At 47.1% G+C, this 22,746-nt stretch carries 20 protein-coding genes and 1 pseudogene; 13 read left to right on the top strand and 8 right to left on the bottom strand.

Features of this window, described 5'->3' with window-relative positions; all coding sequences use genetic code 11:
• Positions 1 to 11: 11 nt before the first annotated feature.
• Together CEQ48_RS03575 and CEQ48_RS03570 are read left to right on the top strand one after the other, a co-directional pair.
• Complete coding sequence (locus tag CEQ48_RS03575) at positions 12 to 620, top strand: AraC family transcriptional regulator (protein ID WP_089070264.1); 609 nt, start codon at positions 12 to 14, stop codon at positions 618 to 620.
• A 154-nt stretch (positions 621 to 774) separates the two neighbouring features.
• Positions 775 to 2,646, top strand: coding sequence for a methyl-accepting chemotaxis protein (locus tag CEQ48_RS03570; protein WP_089070263.1), 1,872 nt, complete (start codon positions 775 to 777; stop codon positions 2,644 to 2,646).
• Positions 2,647 to 2,708: 62 nt separating this feature from the next.
• Here the strand turns inward: CEQ48_RS03570 and CEQ48_RS03565 are convergent, their stop codons facing one another.
• Positions 2,709 to 4,526: a hybrid-cluster NAD(P)-dependent oxidoreductase gene (locus tag CEQ48_RS03565; protein ID WP_089070262.1), complete on the bottom strand. Its 1,818-nt coding sequence runs from the start codon at positions 4,524 to 4,526 to the stop codon at positions 2,709 to 2,711.
• Between the two features lie 423 nt (positions 4,527 to 4,949).
• Between CEQ48_RS03565 and pyrC the strand changes: the two genes are divergently transcribed.
• Entirely contained in the window at positions 4,950 to 5,978 is a 1,029-nt protein-coding gene (gene pyrC / locus CEQ48_RS03560; RefSeq protein WP_089070261.1) for a dihydroorotase, read from the top strand.
• Between the two features lie 49 nt (positions 5,979 to 6,027).
• On the opposite strand, the gene rlmC is transcribed toward pyrC, so the two are convergent.
• Entirely contained in the window at positions 6,028 to 7,161 is a 1,134-nt protein-coding gene (gene rlmC / locus CEQ48_RS03555) for a 23S rRNA (uracil(747)-C(5))-methyltransferase RlmC (RefSeq protein WP_089070260.1), read from the bottom strand.
• Between the two features lie 113 nt (positions 7,162 to 7,274).
• Positions 7,275 to 8,210: a DUF808 domain-containing protein gene (locus CEQ48_RS03550; RefSeq protein WP_089070259.1), complete on the bottom strand. Its 936-nt coding sequence runs from the start codon at positions 8,208 to 8,210 to the stop codon at positions 7,275 to 7,277.
• A 455-nt stretch (positions 8,211 to 8,665) separates the two neighbouring features.
• Between CEQ48_RS03550 and cspE the strand changes: the two genes are divergently transcribed.
• The gene (cspE, locus tag CEQ48_RS03545) at positions 8,666 to 8,866 is read left to right on the top strand and encodes a transcription antiterminator/RNA stability regulator CspE (protein WP_000148120.1); all 201 of its coding nucleotides are present in this window, start codon (positions 8,666 to 8,668) and stop codon (positions 8,864 to 8,866) included.
• 546 nt (positions 8,867 to 9,412) lie between these two features.
• A complete protein-coding gene (locus CEQ48_RS03535) occupies positions 9,413 to 10,342 on the top strand; it encodes a M14 family metallopeptidase (protein ID WP_089070256.1) in 930 nt (309 codons plus the stop codon).
• On the opposite strand, the gene CEQ48_RS03530 is transcribed toward CEQ48_RS03535, so the two are convergent.
• Positions 10,331 to 11,122, bottom strand: a complete 792-nt coding sequence (locus CEQ48_RS03530) for an AraC family transcriptional regulator (protein WP_089070255.1) — start codon at positions 11,120 to 11,122, stop codon at positions 10,331 to 10,333. The genes CEQ48_RS03535 and CEQ48_RS03530 overlap by 12 nt on opposite strands.
• 99 nt (positions 11,123 to 11,221) lie before the next feature.
• On the opposite strand from CEQ48_RS03530, the gene CEQ48_RS03525 reads away from it, so the two are divergent.
• The 5 genes from CEQ48_RS03525 to CEQ48_RS03505 all read left to right on the top strand — a co-directional run bounded on the left by CEQ48_RS03525 (position 11,222) and on the right by CEQ48_RS03505 (position 15,131).
• Positions 11,222 to 12,121: a DMT family transporter gene (locus CEQ48_RS03525; protein ID WP_089070254.1), complete on the top strand. Its 900-nt coding sequence runs from the start codon at positions 11,222 to 11,224 to the stop codon at positions 12,119 to 12,121.
• Positions 12,122 to 12,278: 157 nt separating this feature from the next.
• On the top strand, positions 12,279 to 13,205 hold the full coding sequence (locus tag CEQ48_RS03520; RefSeq protein ID WP_181710674.1) for a diguanylate cyclase: 927 nt from the start codon (positions 12,279 to 12,281) through the stop codon (positions 13,203 to 13,205).
• 150 nt (positions 13,206 to 13,355) lie between these two features.
• A complete protein-coding gene (locus CEQ48_RS03515; protein ID WP_089070252.1) occupies positions 13,356 to 14,117 on the top strand; it encodes a DeoR/GlpR family transcriptional regulator in 762 nt (253 codons plus the stop codon).
• 163 nt (positions 14,118 to 14,280) lie between these two features.
• A complete protein-coding gene (locus tag CEQ48_RS03510) occupies positions 14,281 to 14,769 on the top strand; it encodes an acyl-CoA thioesterase (RefSeq protein ID WP_089070251.1) in 489 nt (162 codons plus the stop codon).
• A 110-nt stretch (positions 14,770 to 14,879) separates the two neighbouring features.
• The gene (locus CEQ48_RS03505; protein WP_175249590.1) at positions 14,880 to 15,131 is read left to right on the top strand and encodes a hypothetical protein; all 252 of its coding nucleotides are present in this window, start codon (positions 14,880 to 14,882) and stop codon (positions 15,129 to 15,131) included.
• 321 nt (positions 15,132 to 15,452) lie between these two features.
• Here CEQ48_RS03505 and malG read toward each other — a convergent pair whose 3' ends face one another.
• From malG to malE, 3 genes and pseudogenes are all read right to left on the bottom strand, one after another.
• Positions 15,453 to 16,343 (bottom strand): maltose ABC transporter permease MalG, encoded by an 891-nt coding sequence (malG, locus tag CEQ48_RS03500; RefSeq protein WP_089070249.1) that lies wholly within the window; start codon positions 16,341 to 16,343, stop codon positions 15,453 to 15,455.
• An 11-nt stretch (positions 16,344 to 16,354) separates the two neighbouring features.
• Positions 16,355 to 17,930: pseudogene (gene malF / locus CEQ48_RS03495) on the bottom strand (maltose ABC transporter permease MalF).
• A 74-nt stretch (positions 17,931 to 18,004) separates the two neighbouring features.
• Positions 18,005 to 19,186: a maltose/maltodextrin ABC transporter substrate-binding protein MalE gene (gene malE, locus CEQ48_RS03490; protein ID WP_089070248.1), complete on the bottom strand. Its 1,182-nt coding sequence runs from the start codon at positions 19,184 to 19,186 to the stop codon at positions 18,005 to 18,007.
• A gap of 672 nt (positions 19,187 to 19,858) precedes the next feature.
• Here malE and malK point away from each other — a divergent pair.
• The 3 genes from malK (at position 19,859) to CEQ48_RS03475 (ending at position 21,950) form a co-directional block, all read left to right on the top strand.
• A complete protein-coding gene (gene malK, locus CEQ48_RS03485; protein ID WP_069503848.1) occupies positions 19,859 to 20,980 on the top strand; it encodes a maltose/maltodextrin ABC transporter ATP-binding protein MalK in 1,122 nt (373 codons plus the stop codon).
• 198 nt (positions 20,981 to 21,178) lie between these two features.
• Complete coding sequence (gene speG / locus CEQ48_RS03480; RefSeq protein WP_001088091.1) at positions 21,179 to 21,700, top strand: spermidine N1-acetyltransferase; 522 nt, start codon at positions 21,179 to 21,181, stop codon at positions 21,698 to 21,700.
• A gap of 4 nt (positions 21,701 to 21,704) precedes the next feature.
• Complete coding sequence (locus tag CEQ48_RS03475) at positions 21,705 to 21,950, top strand: Rho-binding antiterminator (RefSeq protein WP_000253074.1); 246 nt, start codon at positions 21,705 to 21,707, stop codon at positions 21,948 to 21,950.
• An 87-nt stretch (positions 21,951 to 22,037) separates the two neighbouring features.
• On the opposite strand, the gene CEQ48_RS03470 is transcribed toward CEQ48_RS03475, so the two are convergent.
• Positions 22,038 to 22,646: a 2OG-Fe(II) oxygenase gene (locus CEQ48_RS03470; RefSeq protein WP_181710675.1), complete on the bottom strand. Its 609-nt coding sequence runs from the start codon at positions 22,644 to 22,646 to the stop codon at positions 22,038 to 22,040.
• Between the last annotated feature and the right edge of the window lie 100 nt (positions 22,647 to 22,746).

The following is a 22,746-nucleotide window of genomic DNA, read 5'->3' as shown; positions in this document are numbered from 1 at the left end:
CGAGGCATCTTATGAACTACGCTATTCAGTCTGAAACGCGCCACTATCCTTACCTTGAGGTATCGGCTCGGAAACGTGCGCTAAAAAACAGCCTGATCCGCGTTGAGCAAGGTTTATTGCTCTGTCGACTCGGGAAACACGAGTATGCCGTGGAACGCGGACAAACGCTTTGGATTCCTTTCGACTGCTTGTGTAGCCTCACATTTTTTCCAGACACGCAAATCACACGGGTCGATTTTTCACTGCGTTTAAACGTGCGCTTACCGCACAATGCGGGGTTAATCAAAGGTTCTGAGCTTGCGCTGGCAATATTACACCGCTTACAAAACTGTGAACGCCACCACCCAGCGTTTACTCATCTCACCCAATTACTCATGCTTGAGCTGACCACTTGTGACCCCAAACTGAAGATGTCACCACTCACCCAAGCCATCACGGAATGGCAACCGCAAGCGCATGCGAGTGTCAGCAAAGAACAGCATGTGGTGCTGCTGGTGCGTGAAGCGCTCAAACGTTCCCAATCCGGCGCTCAGACACACAGCATTATCGAAGAACTGTTTTCCGGCAATGCCGAGCATTACCACCAGCTTTGTACGCTGATTTTAGGTTATCCACTATAAGAGCGTAAATGCACTGAATATATCCCAATACAAATCAAACCTTTATCACAAACCTCATACAAAAATGTGATCCCTAACTGGCTTAACCCCGGAAAACTAACTATAAACTTATTAATAACAATAAACCTATAGTTAGTTACAAAAAGGAATCACGATGAAATTCAGTCATAAGATTGTTGCTGCGTCATCTGTACTTTTGCTTGCTACTGTCGCACTACTTTCGGGGAGCCAATACTTCAAAGTCCGAGATGAAATCCGCAGCATGGTTTCTGACAGTGTTGACGAGATTGCCGATGGTGTCAGTCAAACCGCTTCATCTGTTCTCAATGGAAGAAAGAGAATCGCACAGTACACAACCGACCTAATTGAAAGTAACCCAGAACCAGAAAATATTCGAACCATAATTACTCAACCTATTGTCAAAAACACCTTCTTATTGGTTGGCTTCGGTTTAGAAAAGGATGGCTCAAATATCAACAACGATCCCAGTTGGAACCCAGGACCCACGTGGGATCCGCGTGTTCGGCCTTGGTACAAAGATGCCAAAAATGCAGGCAAACTGGTTATTACCGCCCCCTATGCCGACTCAGCAACTGGTGAGATTCTCATCTCTGTCGCCACACCAGTCAAAGATAAAAGTGGTCAATTCATCGGATCGATATTTTATGATGTTAGCTTAGCGCGACTTGCTGAAATCGTTAATAAAGTCAGATTGTTTGATGCTGGCTACGTTTTTATTGTCGACAAAGAAGGCACCACCATCGCCCACCCGAAAAAAGAGTTCAATGGAAAACCCATGTCTGAATTTTTAGGTGAAAGCAAAATCAGCGTAGATACACATCAAGTAATGATCAACGGCAAGCCCTATGCAGTCAGTTTCTCGAATATAGAGGGTGAAGAATGGTATGTCGGGGTAGTGATTGATGAGGAGATTGCCTACGCCGCGCTAGATGAATTACGAAGAAGCACGCTTATTTTCACTGTTGTCGCCCTCGTGATCAGCGTGTTTATTCTGCTGTTTATCGTTCGTATATTAATGAGACCTCTCGACACTCTTAACGACGCGATTCAAAACGTGGCATCCGGTGAAGGTGACTTAACACAACGCTTGAGCACCAATACAGATGAAGAATTCGCCAAACTTGCGATTGGTTTTAATACCTTTACTGAGAACTTACAGAAACAGTTGATTCAATCAAAAGCGATTGGTGCCGAGATCTTACGCGGTTCAGAATCCACATCGATGACGCTGCATCAATCGGCGGAAGCCATGCGTTCTCAGCTTCATGAGTTGGAACAGCTTGCCACCGCAATGCATCAAATGGCCACGACTTCATCCGATGTTGCCAATAATGCGCAAGGTGCCGCCTCAGCGGCAAAAGAAGCCGATGAAGCCGCGGCATCGGGGACCGACGTGGTCACAAAAACCACTAAAGCCATTGATACCCTTTCTGCCACTATTGATGCCGCGGTAGACGATGTAAAAGTGCTGGAAAGTGCGACCGCAAACATTGAAACCGTGCTGAAAGTCATTAATGACATTGCAGATCAAACCAATCTGCTCGCACTCAACGCAGCCATTGAAGCGGCTCGAGCCGGTGAATCTGGCCGTGGCTTTGCGGTGGTCGCCGATGAGGTACGCACTCTGGCACAGCGTACGCAACAATCGACCACTGAGATTCGCAACATGATTGAGAAGCTGCAATCTGGAGCCAATGCGGTTGCGGTTGCGATGAGTCACAGTAAAGATACAGCGACCACTGCAGTCAACCAAGCACAAGGTGCGAATGAAGCGTTAGAAAAAATCCGTTTTGCGATTCAGCAGATCAGCGATATGAATATTCAAATCGCCTCCGCTGCAGAAGAACAAAGCCTAGTTGCAGAAGAGATCAACAACAACACCGTTAAGATTAAAGACCTGTCGGATCAAGTTGCTGAGTCCGCTGATGAAGCGAACATGTCGATGCAGATCCAAACGGAAAATATCCGTGAACAGGATGCAATCTTGAATAAATTCAAGGTGTAACCTTAGCCAATAAACAAAGACCTCCCATCGGGAGGTTTTTTTATGTGCTCAAACGAGAACGGCTAAAACTCAACATCCAGATCCGTGTCGGCCACCGAGCAGCAAGCCAAAGCCATTCCCATCGAGCGTTCATGATCCATCAAAGCTGGGACTTTAGGTTGCTCCACTAAACCTGACTTTACTTTCACTTTACACGCCCCACAAATACCCGCACGGCAGCTATTGGGTATTCTCACACCAGCGTCTTCAGCATGCTCCAGCAAGGTTTTTTGATTATCCGCAGAGACTTGAATGCCATTGAAACTGAGAGTTACCTCTTTCTTTTCTCGCGGTGCAACTTGTACCGCACCAAAGGCTTCTTGATGATAGGCCGATTCCGCTACCCCTTGTTTGAGCAGCAAATTCTTAGCTTTTTGCATAAAACCGTCTGGGCCACACACAAACACTTGGCGAGAAGAAAGGTTGGGAATGCGTTTAATGTGCGACAGAGATAAGCGACCTTGCTCCCCTTGCCACTGCGGCGAAGGTTGGGTTAACGCATAGAGGAGCGTTAACCCAGCATGTTGTTTTGCCAACGCATCCAGTTCCGCTCGGCAAGGAATGTCTTGCTCACTGCGGCATTGATGATAAAACACCACATCATCCACTTGGTTATGGTCAGCCAGATAACGCAGCATAGACAACATTGGCGTAACACCACTGCCCGCCGAAAGCAGCAGTAGTGGTTGTGGTGCGGTGGTATCCAGATGGAAATGACCCGCCGGATGCTGCGCGGTCAAGGTCGTGCCAATCTGCAAATTCTCTTGCAACCAATTAGAAACTCGCCCGCCATCAATACGCTTGACCGAAATCGCTAAACGTCCCGGACGCGATGGGCTAGAGGAAAGCGTGTAGTAACGCTGCACAGGCTCACCCTCAATCACCATTTCAATTGGCAGATATTGCCCCGGCAAATACTGGGTAGCGATTTCTTGGGTTGGCTCTAGCCAGAAAGTCACAAAATCACGGGCGATCTCTTCGCGCTCAACACAAGTCAATGTGAAGTGGCTGATCCCTTGGTCTGGGTAAACTTCTTTCTCTTTATATTCCAACACTTCAATCGGATCGCCCGCTCGAATCATTCCTTCATTTTTGGCAACCAAGTTTTGCCCGAAAAACACGCCACCGCGCTCATTAGCACGAAATTGTGAGAGAGTACGCAGCGGCTCTTTGGTTGGCCTAAACGCCCCTTTCTTCACTTCAACCGTGGTTAAAATGCAGCGTTCGCAAGGTTTGACGGCTTCAAACTCCACTTCGCCGATACGGATACGCTTCCAACTGTCTTCGGCAAAGGGCTCTGTCCCAGAAACAACTAAATTGGTACGAAATTGATCCATTGAATGAAACTCAGGGCTGCGGCGGTTGAGTTCATCCAACGATGCTTGGCTGATCACCAACATCGGATAGCCATCCGCAAAGCTGACATTGTGTCCCACTTTTTCACGCACACGATTGGATTGCTCGCCGCTGTATAAGAGCTCAACACGAATCCCCAATACCGTACTAAACCAATCGTCTGCTTCATCGGTGGTGGTGTACGCGGTGAAATTATCCGCCCAAACTTGCGCGGGTACAGGTTGCAACTTGAAATCTGCATAACGGATGATAAGCGAGGGATGACCTTGTGCGGAAAACAGTACACCGTCATGGCGCAGCGAGGTTTTGATCAGCACCATTTGCGGAAATTTACGCGCCGTCACCATACTTCCGTCAGACAGTGCCAACATAAAACGACGATCAAAGGTTAAGCCTTGCTTTTCTACCCAAGCGGACGACAGCACCAGCCCGCCTAACGATTTCACTGGAAAGACATTGATTTGAGATAAGTGTCCCGTCGACATGCTGCTTCCTTTTGCTGTTGTAATACCCAAACGACTTGGAGTTACAGGTAGGCGCAAGTGAGTGAATCCCCATGAGCATAGACAAACTATGTAGTTGGGGTGAACGAACGTAGCCAACACCGCTGCAGCTTCAAGTAGAACGGGGGAATTTGCGCAACATCATAGAACAAATTGTCACTTCAGACTAACAAGTTGTTGCAACAAGGGGGTATTTCCAGCCCGATGAATTCGTGGCTATACCCAGACGACTTGGAGTTGCAGTCAACACCGCTACAGCTTCAAGTAGGCAAGGGATAACCTGCTGAAATTAAATAAAGGATGAAATGGATTACACTTTCCACTATCATCCTGTCGCCTAAGCGGAAGCGTTTGCGCGACGCTTTAGGCTCCAATCATTTCATGCATTCATGGTGGGAGCACTCAATGACAACACTGACGATTACACGACCAGACGACTGGCACGTTCACCTTCGCGATGGCGATGTACTGGCCGATACTGTACGCGACATCAGCCGTTATAACGGCCGCGCGCTGATCATGCCTAACACGGTTCCCCCTGTAACCACCACTGAGATGGCCTTAGCCTATCGTGAGCGCATTATGGCCGCTCAACCACAGCCGCACTTTGAACCTTTGATGGCGCTTTACCTCACCGATAACACTTCACCTGAGGAAATACGCAAAGCCAAAGCGTCAGGTAAAATTGTCGCAGCCAAGCTTTACCCAGCGGGTGCGACCACCAACTCGGATTCTGGCGTCACTTCAGCCAAAAACATTTACCCAGTTCTGCAAGCAATGCAGGAAGTCGGCATGTTGCTACTGGTACATGGTGAAGTGACCACGCACGAAGTCGACATTTTTGACCGTGAAAAGACCTTTCTAGACACCGTGCTTGCGCCGATCGTGGCCGATTTCCCGCAGCTCAAGATCGTGCTGGAACACATCACTACCGCAGAAGCAGTGAACTTTGTTCGCCAAGCCAATGAAAACGTTGCCGCCACCATTACTGCGCACCATTTGCTGTTTAACCGTAACCACATGCTGGTTGGCGGCATTCGCCCACATTTCTACTGTTTGCCGATTCTAAAGCGTGCGACTCACCAACACGCGTTAGTGGCAGCGGCAACCTCAGGCAGCAAAAAATTCTTCCTAGGTACGGACTCTGCCCCGCACGCCAAAGGCCGAAAAGAAGCCGCTTGTGGCTGCGCAGGCTCTTACACCGCCCATGCGGCTCTTGAGCTGTATGCCGAAATGTTTGAAAAAGAAGGTAAGCTCGAAAATCTGGAAGCATTCGCTAGCTTTAATGGCCCTGATTTCTACGGCCTGCCACGCAATCAAGAGACCGTCACGCTCACCAAGCAAGCCTGGCCCGTCGCGGAAAGCATGCCGTTTGGCAGCGATATCGTGGTGCCGATCCGTGCTGGTGAAAATATCGAGTGGGCAGTGAAGTAAACTCAGTTCAGATGTACGAAAGGAGAGGTTCGCCTCTCCTTTTTCATTTTTAGTGGTCTTTTCTGACCAACAGGGTCAGCACTTCAGCGTGATCCGTATGGGGGAACATATCAAACCACTGCACGCGACTCATTTGGTAACTGGCAAGTTCAGCGATGTCTTTGACCATGGTCTGCGGGTTACAACTGGAATAAAGAATGTGTTGTGGCGCGAGCGCTTCCAACTGTGCGGTCAGCTCACTGCCCAACCCACGACGCGGAGGGTTGACCAACACTAACTCTGGTGCACTCATCTGGCTTTGTGAAAACTTGGCAGAATCGAGCGCCGCAAAACTAAGATTATCAATCCCCATCATTTGCGCCGAACGTTGCGCACTGGCAATCGCTTCTGGTTCAATTTCAATGCCCGTCACAGAGGTGTCTGGCGCGGCGCAATGCAGCGCAAAGCCACCAACGCCACAAAACAGATCCCACATTTGCATTGGCGCCATCTCGCGCACCCAAGCACGTGCGGTCGCGTATAGCTGCTCAGCCACTTTGGGGTTGGTTTGGAAAAAGCTTTTCGGGCGGATCACCATAGGCACATTGTTAAACTGCTCGAGCAGGCTTTGCGTTTCGGTGAGGAAAATTTCCTCTTCACCTTCTAGACGCGCCATATGCACTGGCTGAATATTGACGGAAACGACTTCGATCGTCGGGAAAGCCGCGATCAATGTCGGCAAATTGCGTTCAATTCGCTCAAGCATCGTATGACTGCGCGCCACAAAACGCAGCATAAATTGGCCACTGTTTTCACTGCGGGTGAGCAAAATAAACTTCAGTTCACCTTTTTTCTTCAGCTTGTTATAGGGCGGAATACCCGCGATGCGGATCCAGTTTTCCAGATAAGCGAGCAGCTCTTGCATCGGCTGCGGATAAAGCGGGCAAGTCACTAGCGACAAAGGCTGACCTTGCGCATCTTCAATGCCTAAAATCGGCGCGTGAGCCGCACCGAGCACCACCATTTTGGCTTTATTGCGAAACGCGGTGTCAGCACTGGTGACAGGAGGTAACCACTGCACATCCATGGCTGGCGCAATCAACTCACGCAACTGCTGATCTTTATTCTCAACTTGTTGGGAATACGGCTGCGCACATAGGTGGCAAGAGGTACACCGTTTTTGAATAAAGAACTCACACTGCATAATATCGACCGCCGAAAAACAAAAGCCGCTAGTTTATTTGCCTTCCCAAAAATAACAATGAGAATTTTACGGATACCCTACTTCATGTTGTAGACAACAAGTCAGAAGGAGAATTAACCGCGAACTTTGTGCCACACTTCCATTACCGCTACTAAGAGGCTGCCAGCCACCACGCCAATCACACCATTCATCAGGGTTGGCATCAGTGTCCCGACAACTGGCCATGCATGGACGACATTAAGCATAGGTTCAAGAATATGATGCACCGCAGGCACGTTATGTACCACAATCCCACCGCCGACTAAAAACATCGCCGCAGTTCCAACGACCGTCAGGCCTTTCATCAATTTGGGCGCAAAACGTACTAGCACGCCGCCAAAACTGGCTTTGAGTCCTTGGCCTTTGGATTGGCGTTGCAGGTAAAAACCTAAGTCATCCAACTTCACTATGCCTGCCACTAGGCCGTACACGCCAATCGTCATGATGACCGCAATCAAGCTAACCACCAAAATTTGTGTGAGCATCGAGTGCCCCTGCACGGTCCCGAGAGCGATCACAATGATTTCTGCCGACAGAATAAAATCGGTGCGGATCGCGCCACCAATTTTACGCTTTTCATACTCGGCTAAGCTTTCTGTCGCCAAACTTTCCGTTTCTAAACCTTCATTGACCATCGCGGCAGCACGCTGTTCAGCATTCTGTTTGGGTTCTGGATGCAACCATTTTTCGAGGATCTTCTCTGCGCCTTCAAAACAGAGAAACAGACCACCGAGCAGCAGTAGAGGCATGATCAACCAAGGAGCAATCGAGCTAATAATAAGTGCTGCCGGAACCAAAATCAGCTTATTGCGAAACGAGCCTTTGGCGACCGCCCATACCACCGGAATTTCACGCTCTGCCGCGACACCAGAGACTTGCTGCGCATTGAGCGCTAAGTCATCCCCCAATACACCCGCCGTCTTTTTAGCGGCCATTTTGGACATCAATGCCACGTCATCCAGCACCGTCGCAATATCATCAAGCAAGGTCAGTAAGCTTGCGCCTGCCATGGAAATTCTCTCTATTTGATTGGTAGAAGCGTGACAAAATGTAACATTAACGAACGGCAGAAGGAAACTCAGCAATGAGAATGTGACCACGCCAAACAAGATCTACGCCCTGTTAAGTCTTATCCGAAGGGTGTAGGAGTTGGGTATATTCATCTGGTACGTGACAAAAGCGGAAGCGCTTCACCTTTTTCGCTGCATAAGCTTACGAAGAAAATAAAATAATTGTCTTAGATTGAAAATAATCCTAGTCAGAACTCTTTTTCCGTGTATACTCAACCACAGCTCAAGCAAATGAGCTATTAATGAAAATTAAGTAAAGTTTTACCTCAGTCTTTTTTCGATGCCCTTCGTTCAACCTCTGTGATAGCTTCTCCTTTATAATCCATATAATAGCTTTTGTTTTAAGCCCTAATAAATTATTGTAAAAATTATCTCTAGAGGTCTCTATGTCTAAAATGACTGGTTCTGTAAAATGGTTCAACGAAACTAAAGGTTTCGGTTTTCTTACTCAAGATAACGGTGGCAACGATGTGTTTGTTCACTTTAATTCTATTCAGTCAGAAGGTTTCAAAACCTTAGCTGAAGGTCAACGTGTTAGCTTTATCGTTGAACAAGGTAAGAAAGGCCCTCAAGCGTCTAACGTAGTCGCGCTGTAAGCCAAATTCTGCGTGGTGCTCTCAGCGCCACGCTTTGCTCCCCCCCTTATCTCTCTACTCCTCCATTTTCATTTATCTGTATTACATCGAGGAATTCATGTCTCGCAGAACATCTCGCCAGCGACACTGGTATCAATTATTACGAGAGAAATCTCACCAAAAAGAAATTTTAATTCATGATAAACATCCACTTCCATCTTCTGAAAAATAATCTCCGCTGGTCATCTAAAATTCATCAATTAAATAGTGACATTCTACAGCGCCATATCCTACCCAGAATAAGCTCTAATCATTACCCAATTTATTTTGATTTCTGCGAAGTGAGTAAAACAGGTAAAATACTTTCCGATTCAGGAATTGAACTTGGTGAATTTAATATTCATTAATTTCATAAAAACAAAGCAATAATATTTAATTTATCCTTCTATTATTTTGAAGTATAGAATTTACTTCTTAGCCCAATTATTCTGCTATTTTAAAATCTTGTTGCTCAGACGCTACCTAGGTCTTACTCTTTGTTAACTAATCCCCAAACAGAGAATTAGGATGTCAACCTTTTATCCGATTGGTACGCTCGGTCAACCTTGGCAAGCCGCAGAGCGCCAAGCTTGGCTGGAACAACGCCATATTCAGCGCGAATATCAGCAAGATGTGGTGCCCAAAATTCTGGCCTTGAACGGCCTATTCGACGTAAGCACTTATGGTGCCCTCTCTTATGAGCCAACACGTTACCCGCTGTATGTGGTGAAAAGCCGCAACTGGGATGCCAACAAGCCGACAGTATTGATCACAGGCGGAGTGCATGGTTACGAAACCAGTGGTGTACACGGTGTGCTGCAATTTTTAGCAACCGCCGCAGAGCCTTATTTGGCTCACTTTAATCTGCTTGCCGTGCCCTGTGTCAGCCCTTGGGGCTATGAAACCATCAATCGTTGGAACCCAAATGCGATCGATCCTAACCGCTCTTTCGTTCAGGATAGTCCTGCAGAAGAGGCGGCTCGATTGATGGCGATGGTGACAGAGCACGGGCCGATTTTGCTGCACATTGATCTGCATGAAACCACCGATACAGATGAATCAGAGTTTCGCCCTGCCTTGGCGGCGCGCGATGGTAAAACCTACCTCGAAGGTTCGATCCCTGATGGCTTTTACACAGTGGGTGATACGGAAAATCCACAATTGGCTTTCCAACAAGCGGTGATTGATTCCGTCCGCCGTGTCACGCATATCGCGCCAGCGGATGAAAACCATGAAATCATTGGTTCACCTGTTGTCGCTGAGGGTGTCATCCTCTATCCGATGAGAAAACTCGGCTTGTGCGGCGGCATGACTGATTGTACTTACAGCACAACCACTGAAGTCTATCCAGATAGCCCTAAAGTCACCGCACAACTCTGTAATGATGCGCAAGTCGCTGCCATCATCGGTGCACTTGATTATGTGCTTGCCAATGAGCAGGGTCTGCTAGGCAAGTAATCGGCTTTTATACTGCTCCGGGGTTAACCCGGAGTACTTTTTGAACATGGTGATATACGGGCTGGCTTGGTTATAGCCCAAGGTTAACGCCACCTCTTTCACCGCATGCCCTTGACGTAACAATTCCATCGAATAGAGATAGCGTACCCGTAGCCGCCATTCGGTAAAGCTCATCCCCAATTCAGCCTGACAATGGCGCGCCAATGTTCGCTCTGTGGTATGCACTTTTTCCGCCCACTGCTGCAAGGTCGTATTATCGGTTGGGTTCTCTTCCACAAAAGCCAAAATCGGCGCTAAATATTTATGATTGGTTGAAGGAAGAAAATGGTGCTGAGTTTCACGAGTCGCCAATTGATCGAGCAACACTTGCACTAAGCGCTTATCTTCACTGCTCTGCGCCACATTGATGTTTCGCTCTCGAAAGTCATCAATGATCGCCGAAACAATCGATGTCACCTTAATTAAACTGGTTTTGGCGGGAAATGCCCTGGTCAGTTGCGAAGCAATATTCAGTGAGCAGTATTCGATGGGCTTGCGGTTGTAGCTTCGATGACGAATCCCTGCAGGGACCCAAATCGCCAAATGAGGCGGAGCCAAAAAACGCGTATCTTCCGCTTCCATCTCCAAAATTCCACCAGAAATGAGCTGCACCTGGCCCCAAGGGTGGCTGTGCTCACGAGTTTCTGTATTGGACAGAAACGCTTCAAAATTCATAAAAACATCCGAAGGTGGATGCTCGATAGATAATGAGGGATGCAAGTGTCGAGTGCGTTTTTTCAATCTTGTCTTCCTATCGCTCGCAATGTCTTTCTGGAGATAGTTGTAATTATAAAGACCTGCCACACTATAACCCAAAGAACAAATTGCGGCGAGGCGCACATGATCTATCTTCTGCCATTTTTTACTGTGCTGATTTGGGGTGGTAACTCGATTGTCAATAAACTCGCGGCCTCGACCATCGAACCTAGTGCGATGAGCTTTTATCGCTGGCTATTAGCTATGGCGATCCTCACGCCTTTCTGTTTACCTAGCGCTATCCGCCAATGGTCAACAGTGAAACGCTACTTGAGTAGACTCGCATTTTTGGCTTTGCTCGGCATGGTGCTTAACCAATCCCTCGGCTACTACGCGGGGCTCACCACCACGGCGACCAATATGTCACTCATCACTTCTTTTGTTCCTTTAATGAGTGTTTTCATTAGCTTGCCGTTACTTAATAAACCAATCTCAGTCCTTAGCATAGTAGGTGGCGTATTATCACTCAGCGGGCTTGCCTACATGCTCGGAGAAGGAAATCCGCTGTTTTTCATCCATCAAAGCGTAACCGAAGGTGATGCCTTAATGGTGATGGCAGCGCTAGTGTACGCCTTGTATTGCGTGCTTTTGAAACGCTGGAAAATGCCGTTTAGCAACTGGACGTTAATTTATCTGCAAGGGGTATGCGCCGTGTTCATGCTGATTCCTTTATGGCTAACCAGCGATACGTTATTACCGACCGAAGGTTCACTCTCCCTGATCGCTTATGCTGGCATTGCTGCTTCACTGTTAGCGCCATGGATGTGGGTAAAGGCCATTGATGCTATCGGTGCTGACTCCACCGCCATGTTTATGAACCTGCTGCCTGTATTTTCAGTTTCTTTGGCCGCCACTTTATTGGGCGAAAAAGTTCACCCCTACCATTTGATTGGTGGTTTATTAGTCATCAGTGGTGTCGCGCTTTCACAGTTGAAAATCCAACGTCGAAATGATGACGGCGTCGAAAAAGTGACACAGGTATAAAAGCGAGTATTTTCACGCGCAAAATGGTTCTCTTCACGCTATCTTTAGAGAAGAAAGAACACGTCGTACGACGTTAAAAAAATAAAGGTTGGCTAGGTTCCCTAAGCCCAAAACAGCCGATGAAGAATCGGTGATGCGGGCAGTGAGAGGTGGGCCTATGATTGAACTTGATAGAATTGAAGAGCTTTTTGATAACCAACAGTTCTCCTTGCACGAACTCGTGTTGAACGAACTGGGTGTCTATGTTTTCGTCAAAAATCGCCGCGGTGAGTATCTCTACGCTAACCCTCTGACTCTAAAGTTGTTTGAAACGGATGAACAATCTTTGATCGGCAAAACCGATCACGACTTTTTCCATGATGGTCAACTCAACGATATTTTGGCTTCCGATCAGCACGTTTTTGAAACCCGATCATCCGTAACCCATGAAGAACGTGCGATCGCTAAATCTAATGGTTTGGTTCGTATTTATCGCGCAGTCAAACACCCTATTTTACACCGCGTGACTGGCGAAGTGATTGGGCTCATTGGCGTGTCAACGGATATCACTGATATCGTAGAACTTCGCGAACAGCTTTATCAGCTCGCCAATACCGATTCTTTAACTCAGTTGTGTAATCGGCGTAAACTGTGGGCGGATTTTCGTGCAGCCTTCGCTCGCGCAAAACATTCAAAACAGCCGCTCAGTTGCATCTCTATCGATATTGATAATTTCAAACTGATCAATGACCAATTTGGTCACGATAAAGGTGATGAGGTACTGTGCTTTCTCGCAAAGCTGCTCCGAAACGTCATCTCTGATCACCATTTTTGTGGTCGTGTGGGAGGAGAAGAGTTCATCATCGTCTTGGAAAATACACACGTAGAGACGGCTTTTAATTTAGCCGAACAGATCCGCCAATGTTTCGCAGAACATCCATTCTTTGAGCAACACGAACACATCTACCTCTGTGCAGGTGTTTCCTGCTTACATTATGGAGATCATGACATTTCCGATATTTATCGACGCTCCGATCAAGCGCTGTATAAAGCCAAACGTAATGGTCGTAATCGCTGTTGTCTCTATCGTCAATCCACAGAATAAGCCTCACCAAGCCCTTTCAGCCTATTTCTTTTCGTTTTTGTGAAAAATGATTAAAAACGAAAAGAAAACGTAAGAAAACGCAAACCAAGATTTGAAATCAAGCACTGGCTCCGTACACTGAAAGCAATTTAAACCATAAGGATATTCCCGGTGAAAGCAGTAAAACGCCATCAAGAAATCATTGAATTGGTTCAAACCCAAGGTTTTGTGAGTACGGAAGAGCTGGTTGAACGATTTGATGTCAGCCCACAAACCATACGGCGAGATCTCAACGAGTTGGCCGAAGCCAACAAATTGCGCCGCAACCATGGCGGTGCAACAATTGCCACCAGCTCGGAGAACTCCTCCTATCACACGCGGCAAGTCTCTTACCAAAATGAAAAAGAGAAAGTCGCCATGGCCTTGGTACAGCACATTCCTGACGGTGCCACACTGTTTATTGATATCGGCACAACCCCAGAAGCCATCGCTCGCGCTTTAATGGTTAATCATCATCAATTGCGAGTGGTGACTAACAACTTAAACGTCGCCACTATGCTAATGAGTAAGCCGGATTTCAGCATCATTCTGGCGGGTGGTGAAGTACGTAACAAAGATGGCGGTGTAACGGGCGAAGCTACATTGGATTTTATCTCTCAGTTTCGTTTGGATTTCGGCATCTTGGGGATCAGTGGCATCGATTATGACGGCTCTCTGCTTGATTTCGACTACCATGAAGTACGTGTAAAACGCGCGATTATCGAAAACAGCCGCAGTGTATTCCTTGCGGTCGACCACAGTAAATTTGGCCGCAATGCGATGGTCAAACTTGGCACATTGGCCGATGTCGACTTAATCATTACCGACCAAACGCCACCAAAAGAGATTGAAGCGTTCGCGAAAGAGAATGAAGTCACGATTCAAGTGGTGTAACTCGATAGACAATCACTCATCGATACCACGAAAAGGCGCTAACGCGCCTTTTTTGTTGCATGCACAAAATGCACAAATTATTGCCTGTGTGTAAAAAATTTGTTGTTATTGGCTCTACACTTATTTGAGCAAAAGGCTCAAAGTGAAAATGAAGGATAAGCCGATGAGCAGTGGCAAACGAGAGATCACATTACGTTTTCTGGCAGAGCCGGGAGATGTCAATTTTGGTGGCAAAGTCCATGGTGGCGCAGTAATGAAATGGATTGACCTTGCAGCCTACGCTTGTGCTGCGGCTTGGAGCGGTAAATATTGCATCACGGCTTATGCAGGTGGCATTCGTTTTGTCGCTCCAATCCATGTCGGTAACTTGGTTGAAGTGAATGCTAAGGTGATTTATACCGGAAAAACCTCTATGCACATAGCGATTGATGTGCAGGCGAGCGATCCTAAGTTCCTGAAAAATCACCTCACGACTCACTGTATTGTGATTATGGTCGCGGTGGATGAGGCGGGCAAACCATCTCCTGTTCCTGAATGGATTCCGCAAACTCAGGAAGATCAGGAGTTACGCACTTCAGCGATCCGCTTAATGAACATGCGCACAGAAATTGGTGAAGAGATGGAAGCGCACGTGAAATATTTGAAAAATTAAAGGCCTATCCTGCGCTCCAGTCACTTGGGTGGAGCGCTTGTCATCGAACTGTCATCAAGCTTTGTTTTAATCCATGCCCATCTTTGGCACATGGATTTCACGCTTCTGTTATGGCGATTACCCTAGATAAAATCACCCTCACCGAGACGACTCTGACTAACCCCAAAGCGGTCGAATATCAATGGGTAAGAACACTGTACGTGCAAGGTTATCAGCCTGAAGCGATCAACCATTACATTCAAGCTTGTTTTGGGGGAGACGAGACGTTTGCGGATCTTTTCCGCCGGGTTGCCATGCACGAAGAGAGTTTGTATTTACTGCTGCAATACTTAAGTTGTGCACCTTCCAGTCGTGAGTTCTAATTTTTCTGCACCCTTTACGCAAGTTACAAATCAATATTCGATCTGACTCGCATCCCGTCCTTGTTTCACTGTTGAGAAAATGCGTTGTGCTTATACTGGCAACCGTTTCGCAACGAAGGCTGTCACGGCTTCAGGCATAAAAAAACCCAAGCTAAGCTCAGGTTTCGGTTACAAAAACTGTTAGTCGTGAACTAGTAAGGAATAGAGCTAACAGCCAGCTATGCGTAACGCCAGAATTGAAGCTTCTTAACTTGTCGGCGGCCAAACCAATTAATGTTAAGAAGAGACAAAATGGGCGACTTTACGTCGCCCTTATCGTTATTATCCTTTCACTCCGCCGGCGGTAAGTCCTCCGACAAGCCAACGCTGTGCAAGTAAAAATACGATAGTGATTGGGAGTGCTGAGAGCACCGCAGCGGCCGCAAAATCACCCCACAGATAGTTTTGAGGGTAAAGATACTGCTGCATACCAACCGCAAGCGTGTACGAGTTTACATCAGAAAGCAGCAGTGACGCTACCGGAACTTCGCCCACCACACCAATAAATGACAAAATGAATACTACCGCAAGTATAGGCACAGACAATGGAAGTAGCACCAATCTGAACGCTTGCCATGGTGTCGCACCATCCAAAGCCGCGGCTTCTTCGAGTGAACGATCGATGGTTTCAAAGTACCCCTTAATAGTCCAAACGTGCAGCGCAATCCCGCCGAGGTAAGAGAAAATCAAACCACCGTGCGTGTTTAAGCCCAAGAAGGGAATGTACTGCCCAAGCTTATCAAACAGAGCATACAATGCGACCAAGGCCAATACCGCAGGGAACATTTGGAAAATCATCATCGCTTTTAAGATGGTTTCTTTGCCTTTAAAACGCATACGTGCAAAGGCGTAAGCCGAAGTAGTAGAAAGCGCCACAATCAATACCGATGTAATGCCCGCCACTTTTATCGAATTCCACAACCATGTCATCACAGGGAATGGCGGTGGAGTGACTGAACCATCAGCATTCTGTACCGCAATACCGAGTGCCAGCTTCCAGTGTTCCAATGAGGGGCGATCCGGAATCAAGCTGCCGGTTGCGAAGTTACCTTCACGAAATGAGATCGCGACAATCATCAGCAGCGGGAAAATAATCAACGCTAAGAACACCCACAGTGCCGCGTGGGTTGCCCACACGCGATACTTGAGAGATTTGCCTTGTACCATAGCCATATGAATGCTCCTTATTGTTGGCTCAGCTTAGTAAAGCGCAGGTTGAGCAGAGCTAACGCGCCCACCAGCAAGAAGATCAGCGTCGCAATCGCACTCGCCAAACCAAAGTCTTGACCACCTGTACCTTCAAACGCAATGCGGTAGGTGTAGCTCACCAGAAGGTCGGTATACCCTGCTGGCTCTGAGGTGCCAATGCGGTTTGGTCCACCTTGCGTCAACAGTTGAATCATTACGAAGTTGTTGAAGTTAAAAGCAAAGCTAGCAATCAGCAACGGCGTCAGCGGTTTGATCATCATCGGCAGAGTGATTTTGGTGAAGTTATGAATGAAATTTGCCCCATCGATCGCCGATGCTTCATACAGATCATCGGGAATCGCTTTCAGTAGGCCCATACACAAAATCATCATGTAAGGGAAACCCAGCCAAGTATTTACGATAAGCACCATGGTTTTCGCTAATAGCGGATCCGAGAACCAAGCGGGACTGAGGCCAAACAAACCGTTGAGCACCATGTTGATCTCACCAAAACTCTGGTTGAAAAGACCACGGAAAATCAAAATCGAGATAAAGGCAGGAACGGCATAAGGCAAGATCAGCAGTACACGATAAACCGCACGGCCTTTCAACGCTTCCCATTGCACTACGCTGGCTAATACAAGGCCAATCATCAGGGTGAAAATCACCGTCAATACGGAAAAGATGACAGTCCAGATAAAGATATTGATAAACGGCTCTTTGATGCCTTCGTCTTTCCATACTCGCTCAAAGTTATGGGTACCAATCGACACCACAAACCCTGGTGAAACTCGCTCACCGATAAATTCGCCGCTCTCATTGATGGGTTGATAAAAACCAATCTCCATATTGGGGCGCAGCACCTGACCTGATTGGTTGTTGGTGAGTGTTTCACCATCGCTCTGCAAGGTATAGAGTGGTTTCACTGCAGCAAATTTGCGCAGGCCACTCATACGAATGTCTTCACCATCAGGGAAATGCAGATCGATGCCACTCAATTCGGTGCGATACCCGATGATGGTTTTAATCGGCTCTACTTCACCGTCAATGCCGCCAATCACTTCAAGATTAAGATCGGTCGGTACGTTACCACTGAGCGAAAAAGGCGCGGTCGCCAAACGCTCATCTCCGTCCTCAATCAATAGGCGGTAGCCTTGCTCGGTTTTATAAAGTTGGAAAGCATAACTTTCACCACTTTGGAAAGTTTGATCCATCAACACTGACTGTGCGCGTTCAAGAGTGAGTTGGTTTTTCGCGCTGTAGTTTGTAAAAGCAAGACCAACGGTGTAAGCCAGTGGAAACAGAATAAAGAGGATCATCCCTGCAATGCCGGGATAAATATAACGGTGCGCGTATGTTTTACGACTTCCGAAGATATACAGCGCTAATGTGGTAAGGATCAGGGTCAGCAATGCAAACGCCACCTCCCCACGAGAATACATAAGAATGGTTGCGTAGCCATTCACGATACCTACCGCGCCAAGTACTGCCCATTTTAAAAAACGCACGTTTGTCGGCTGGACGTACCGCAGTTGGATCGGACATAGCCTGTGTACCTTGAACTGACTGCATAAAGAACCTGCTAGCGTGTTGTTACCAAGAAATGTGGAGGGGGAAAGTTACCCCCTCCAAGGTATGACGATGGATTATTTCGTCATCTGCTTTTCAGCATCAGCCAGAGCGGCATCCACGGTTTGACGGCCATCAACGATGTTGATGATGGCGTTTTTCGCAGAGCTCCAAAACGCGTTCATTTGTGGAATGTTAGGCATAATTTCGCCGTTCATGGCGTTATCCATGGTCGCCGCAATGCGCGCATCCGCATCCAGTTCACGTTGGAAAGAGTTCAGCGCAACCGCACCTAGTGGTTTATCGTTGTTTACCATGCGCAGACCATCGTTAGTCAGCAGATAGTTTTCGATGAATTCCACCGCCAGATCTTTATTTGGAGAAGCGGTGCTGATACCTGCGGTGAGAACGCCAACGAAAGGTTTCGACGCTTGGCCGTTAAATTTAGGCAAAGTAGTCACACCGTAGTTGATGCCTGATTTCTCGATGTTGCCCCAAGACCATGGACCGTTGATGGTCATCGCGGTATTACCTTGGTTAAAGGCAGACTCAGACACTGAGTAATCCATATCTGGAGAGATCACGCCTTTATCCACAAGGCCTTTCACGAAATTCATCGCGTCTTTTACGCCTTTATTGTTGATACCTGCGTCTTTCACATCATAGCCATCAACGCCGTATTTGAATGCGTAACCGCCATCAGACGCCATCAAAGGCCAAGTGAAGTAAGGCTCTTTCAGGTTCCACATGATGGCCGATTTGCCTTCTTTCTTCAGTTTGGCATCCAGCTCAGCGACTTCTTCCCAGCTTTTCGGTGGGTTAGGGACAAGGTCTTTGTTATAAATCAGTGATAACGATTCCACCGCAATTGGATAACCAATGATTTTGCCGTTGTATTTCACTGCATCCCATGCGAAATCTACGATGCCTTCTTGAATTTTTGTAGAAGGTTTGATTTCGACTAACAGGCCAGCTTCCGCATAACCGCCAAAACGGTCGTGAGCCCAAAACACAATGTCAGGACCATCGCCAGTTGCTGCGGTTTGTGGGAATTTATCTTGTAGCGCATCAGGATGAGCGACGGTGACTTTGATTCCGGTGTCTGCTTCAAACTTCTTACCGACTTCCGCCAAACCGTTATAGCCTTTATCACCATTGATCCAAATAGTGAGTTGTCCTTCTTCAATAGCAGCATGGGCACCAAACGAACCAAGAGCCACCAGAGTGCTCAGCGCGACTGTGCTTAGGGCATTTTTCATGTTCATATCCTTTTCTTTTTGTGTTGTAGGGCTCACCAAGAGGTTTTGCCGTATTTCGCCATTTATGATCAGAAAAAAACGCGTTTAACTCATCCTCCTAACCCCTACGCCCTCGATATTATGGCGTATTTTCGTGATCTCTATCGTTTGATGTGAGCGAGCCAAATCACAAAAAACAGGATTGATGTGATCCTACTCAACTTATCCACCCTCAATAATTTGAACTGGATCTAACTACGCCTTAGTGCCACTCCTCCACCTCCTCCTCACCTACTCCCCCTACAAAAAAGCGGAAGAGGAGGATGTACGATTTACCTCTTTCACAGAAACTAGCCTCATCCCAGAGAGGATGGTAAGAGCCTTTCCAGTTTACGTGTTGTAACTGGTTCCACCGCCAAGTAGGTTGTCGATATAAAGTCATGTTTGTGGTGAAAGCGTTACGGGAGAGACATGGCTTTGTGTAGGGGGAAACAACCTACTTTTCGCGGCAGTCGGGTGAACGGCTTCATAGCCGGAGCGTTCACCCTTTCTTTTCTTACCCAATAAGGCGGCGCTGCCAACGAAACCACTTGATGTGGTTCACCTTATCCAATTCCTACTGTTATTGCGTGCACAATAATTCATATAATGAGCCGCGATAACGATTAAAAATCTTGATCGAGGACGAGCTAGATGGCGAGTGTCACGTTAAAAAATGTATGTAAAGCGTACGGCGATGTGCTGATTTCAAAGAATGTCGACTTAGAGATTCAAGAAGGCGAATTTGTGGTGTTCGTCGGTCCTTCAGGTTGCGGTAAATCCACACTGCTACGCTGTATTGCGGGTTTGGAAGACATTACGTCTGGCGACTTGTATATCGGCGAACAGCGCATGAATGATGTCGAACCTTCCAAACGCGGTGTAGGCATGGTTTTCCAATCCTACGCACTGTATCCGCACCTCAATCTGTATGACAACATGTCATTTGGTTTAAAACTATCGAAAGCCAACAAGAGCGAGATCAAAAAGCGCGTTGATCATGCGGCAGAAATTCTACAACTCAGCCATCTTCTGGATCGCCAACCCAAGGCGCTCTCTGGTGGTCAACGGCAACGTGTCGCCATCGGTCGTACTCTGGTTTCGCAGCCGAATGTGTTTTTGCTGGACGAACCCTTATCGAACCTAGATGCAGCTTTGCGCGTACAGATGCGCTCTGAAATCACTAAACTGCAACGTAAGCTAGGCTGCACCATGATTTACGTTACCCATGATCAAGTGGAAGCCATGACTATGGCGGACAAAATTGTGGTGTTGGATGCAGGATTCGTGTCTCAAGTCGGCAAACCACTCGAACTGTATCATTATCCACAAAACCGCTTTGTGGCCGGGTTTATTGGCTCGCCGAAAATGAACTTCATGAGCGTCTTCATTGAAGGAGTAGAAAAAGATCGGGTACAGGTCCAGCTTTCTAACGGTACGACCTTCTGGATCCCTGTCGATGGCACCACCGTCACTCGTGGAGAGCGTATGTCGCTCGGCATTCGCCCTGAGCATCTGGTTGAAGCCGAGCATAGTGATGCCAAAATCGAAGGCAAAGTGATGATTGTTGAGAAGTTGGGTAACGAAACTCAGGTGTATATGAACCTAAAAGGCTCAGATTCTGACGTAATCTACCGCCAGCCCGATACGCTCGATGTCGAAATCGGCGACACACTCACGATTGGCATTCCAGCACATCGCTGCCATCTATTTCACAGTGACGGTCGCGCCTGTCGCCGTCTGCACCAAGAAAAAGGTGTTGACCTTCCGGCTTAATACTTATCCTTCGCTTGCTTAGCCCTTTCATCTTGAGAGGGCTTTTCTTTCTGCCAACCTCAAATTGACCAAGTTCGTTCAACCCACTCATTTTGCAATAAATTGATGTTATACCCCTTGTGAATAAGCCCTCTCTTCCTCTATGGTCTAAGAAGACCAACCGAGTCGAGAGACTCACAGCATCCTTTAGGTAAGAATATGAACAGTCAGTTAACGCTTAGAGCATTAGAACGCGGCGACTTACGCTTTATTCACAATCTCAATAACAACCGCAACATCATGTCCTACTGGTTTGAAGAGCCTTATGAATCCTTTGATGAACTCGAAGAGCTCTACAACAAACACATTCACGATAATGCTGAACGACGTTTTGTGGTTGAAGATGCGCAAAAAAACTTGATTGGCCTCGTCGAGCTGATTGAGATTAACTACATCCATCGCAGCGCGGAATTTCAAATCATCATCGCTCCAGAGCACCAAGGCAAAGGCTTTGCGCGTACCTTAATCAACCGAGCGTTAGATTACTCCTTCACTATTCTCAATCTGCATAAGATTTATTTACACGTTGCCGTCGAGAACCCTAAAGCAGTGCATCTCTACGAAGAGTGCGGATTTGTAGAGGAAGGCCACTTAGTCGAGGAATTTTTCATCAACGGCCGTTACCAAGATGTTAAGAGGATGTATATACTGCAAAGTAAGTACTTAAATAGAAGCGAGTAAAGACATGGTTAGCTGCAGTCAATACGATTACATTGAACTGGCCTGTTTGTTTCATCTGCCAGTCAAATTAACAATGAAAAGTGGTGAGGTGTATTACGGAGTCGCCGCCGACACTCAACGTAATAGTCAAAAGCAGGAGTGTATTGCGCTAAGAGGTGAAGAAGAAACTTGGCTCCTCGAAACTGATCAACTGAGTTCGATGGAAGCCTTAAGTGAACAGCCCCATTTCTCTGTTATTCATTTCAAATAAACCACGTTGAACGACACAAGGTAGCGCGATTATAACGAGCTGCCTTGTGTGTTTTCACCTCGCAGCTTAAAGCTGTTATGGAATGCGTTAATTCGCGATATCCAGCTTATTACCGCTCACTCCATTAGTACGAAACCAGCCCGCAATACTGACGCGATCCGCATGCGCTTCGAGCACTTCATGAGGGAATCGTTCCGAAAGAAATACCACCAGACGTCCCGCAACGGGCGCTAACGTTTCAATCCAGTTATCCTGCAAATCGTAGATTTTTAATTCACCACCATCGGTGGGAGTCCAATTTTCATTGAGGTAAAACACTGTGGTCAATTTGCGATTTTCATTGCCGCGAAACGAGTCGAGATGTTTAAGGTAGAAATCACCTGCCTCATATTTTGCAAAGTGCGCTTCATATTCAAACAGCCCAAGAAAAAAGTGACGATTCACTTCACGCCGGATCTGTTCCATCCGCTCTAAATAGTCTTGAACAGGTTGATCCATTGATACATCAAGCCATTGGATTTTATCGCTCCGGATATCAGCCGCACGCTGAGTCTCTTCATTTCTGCCAATTTTTGCTCGTTTCCAACGTTCAGGAATGCACTCTCGTAAAGCTTGCACTTCTTGCGGCTTCAGAAAATCATCCCACACATACCAACCTCGGTCTGCAATTGCATCCATCAATCCATCTAACGCCATGATTCTCACTACACGAACAATAAGAAACGCGGTTATATCTGGCCTACCTCCACTCAGCAATTCGAGTTATTAATCTCCAAGATCAATAATTCTGATGGAG

The sequence above is a fragment of the Vibrio tarriae genome (assembly GCF_002216685.1).
GTDB classification, from domain to species: Bacteria; Pseudomonadota; Gammaproteobacteria; order Enterobacterales; family Vibrionaceae; genus Vibrio; species Vibrio tarriae.
The sequence above is the reverse complement of the archived record's forward strand: the minus strand, read 5'-3'. Positions and strand labels throughout refer to the sequence as shown.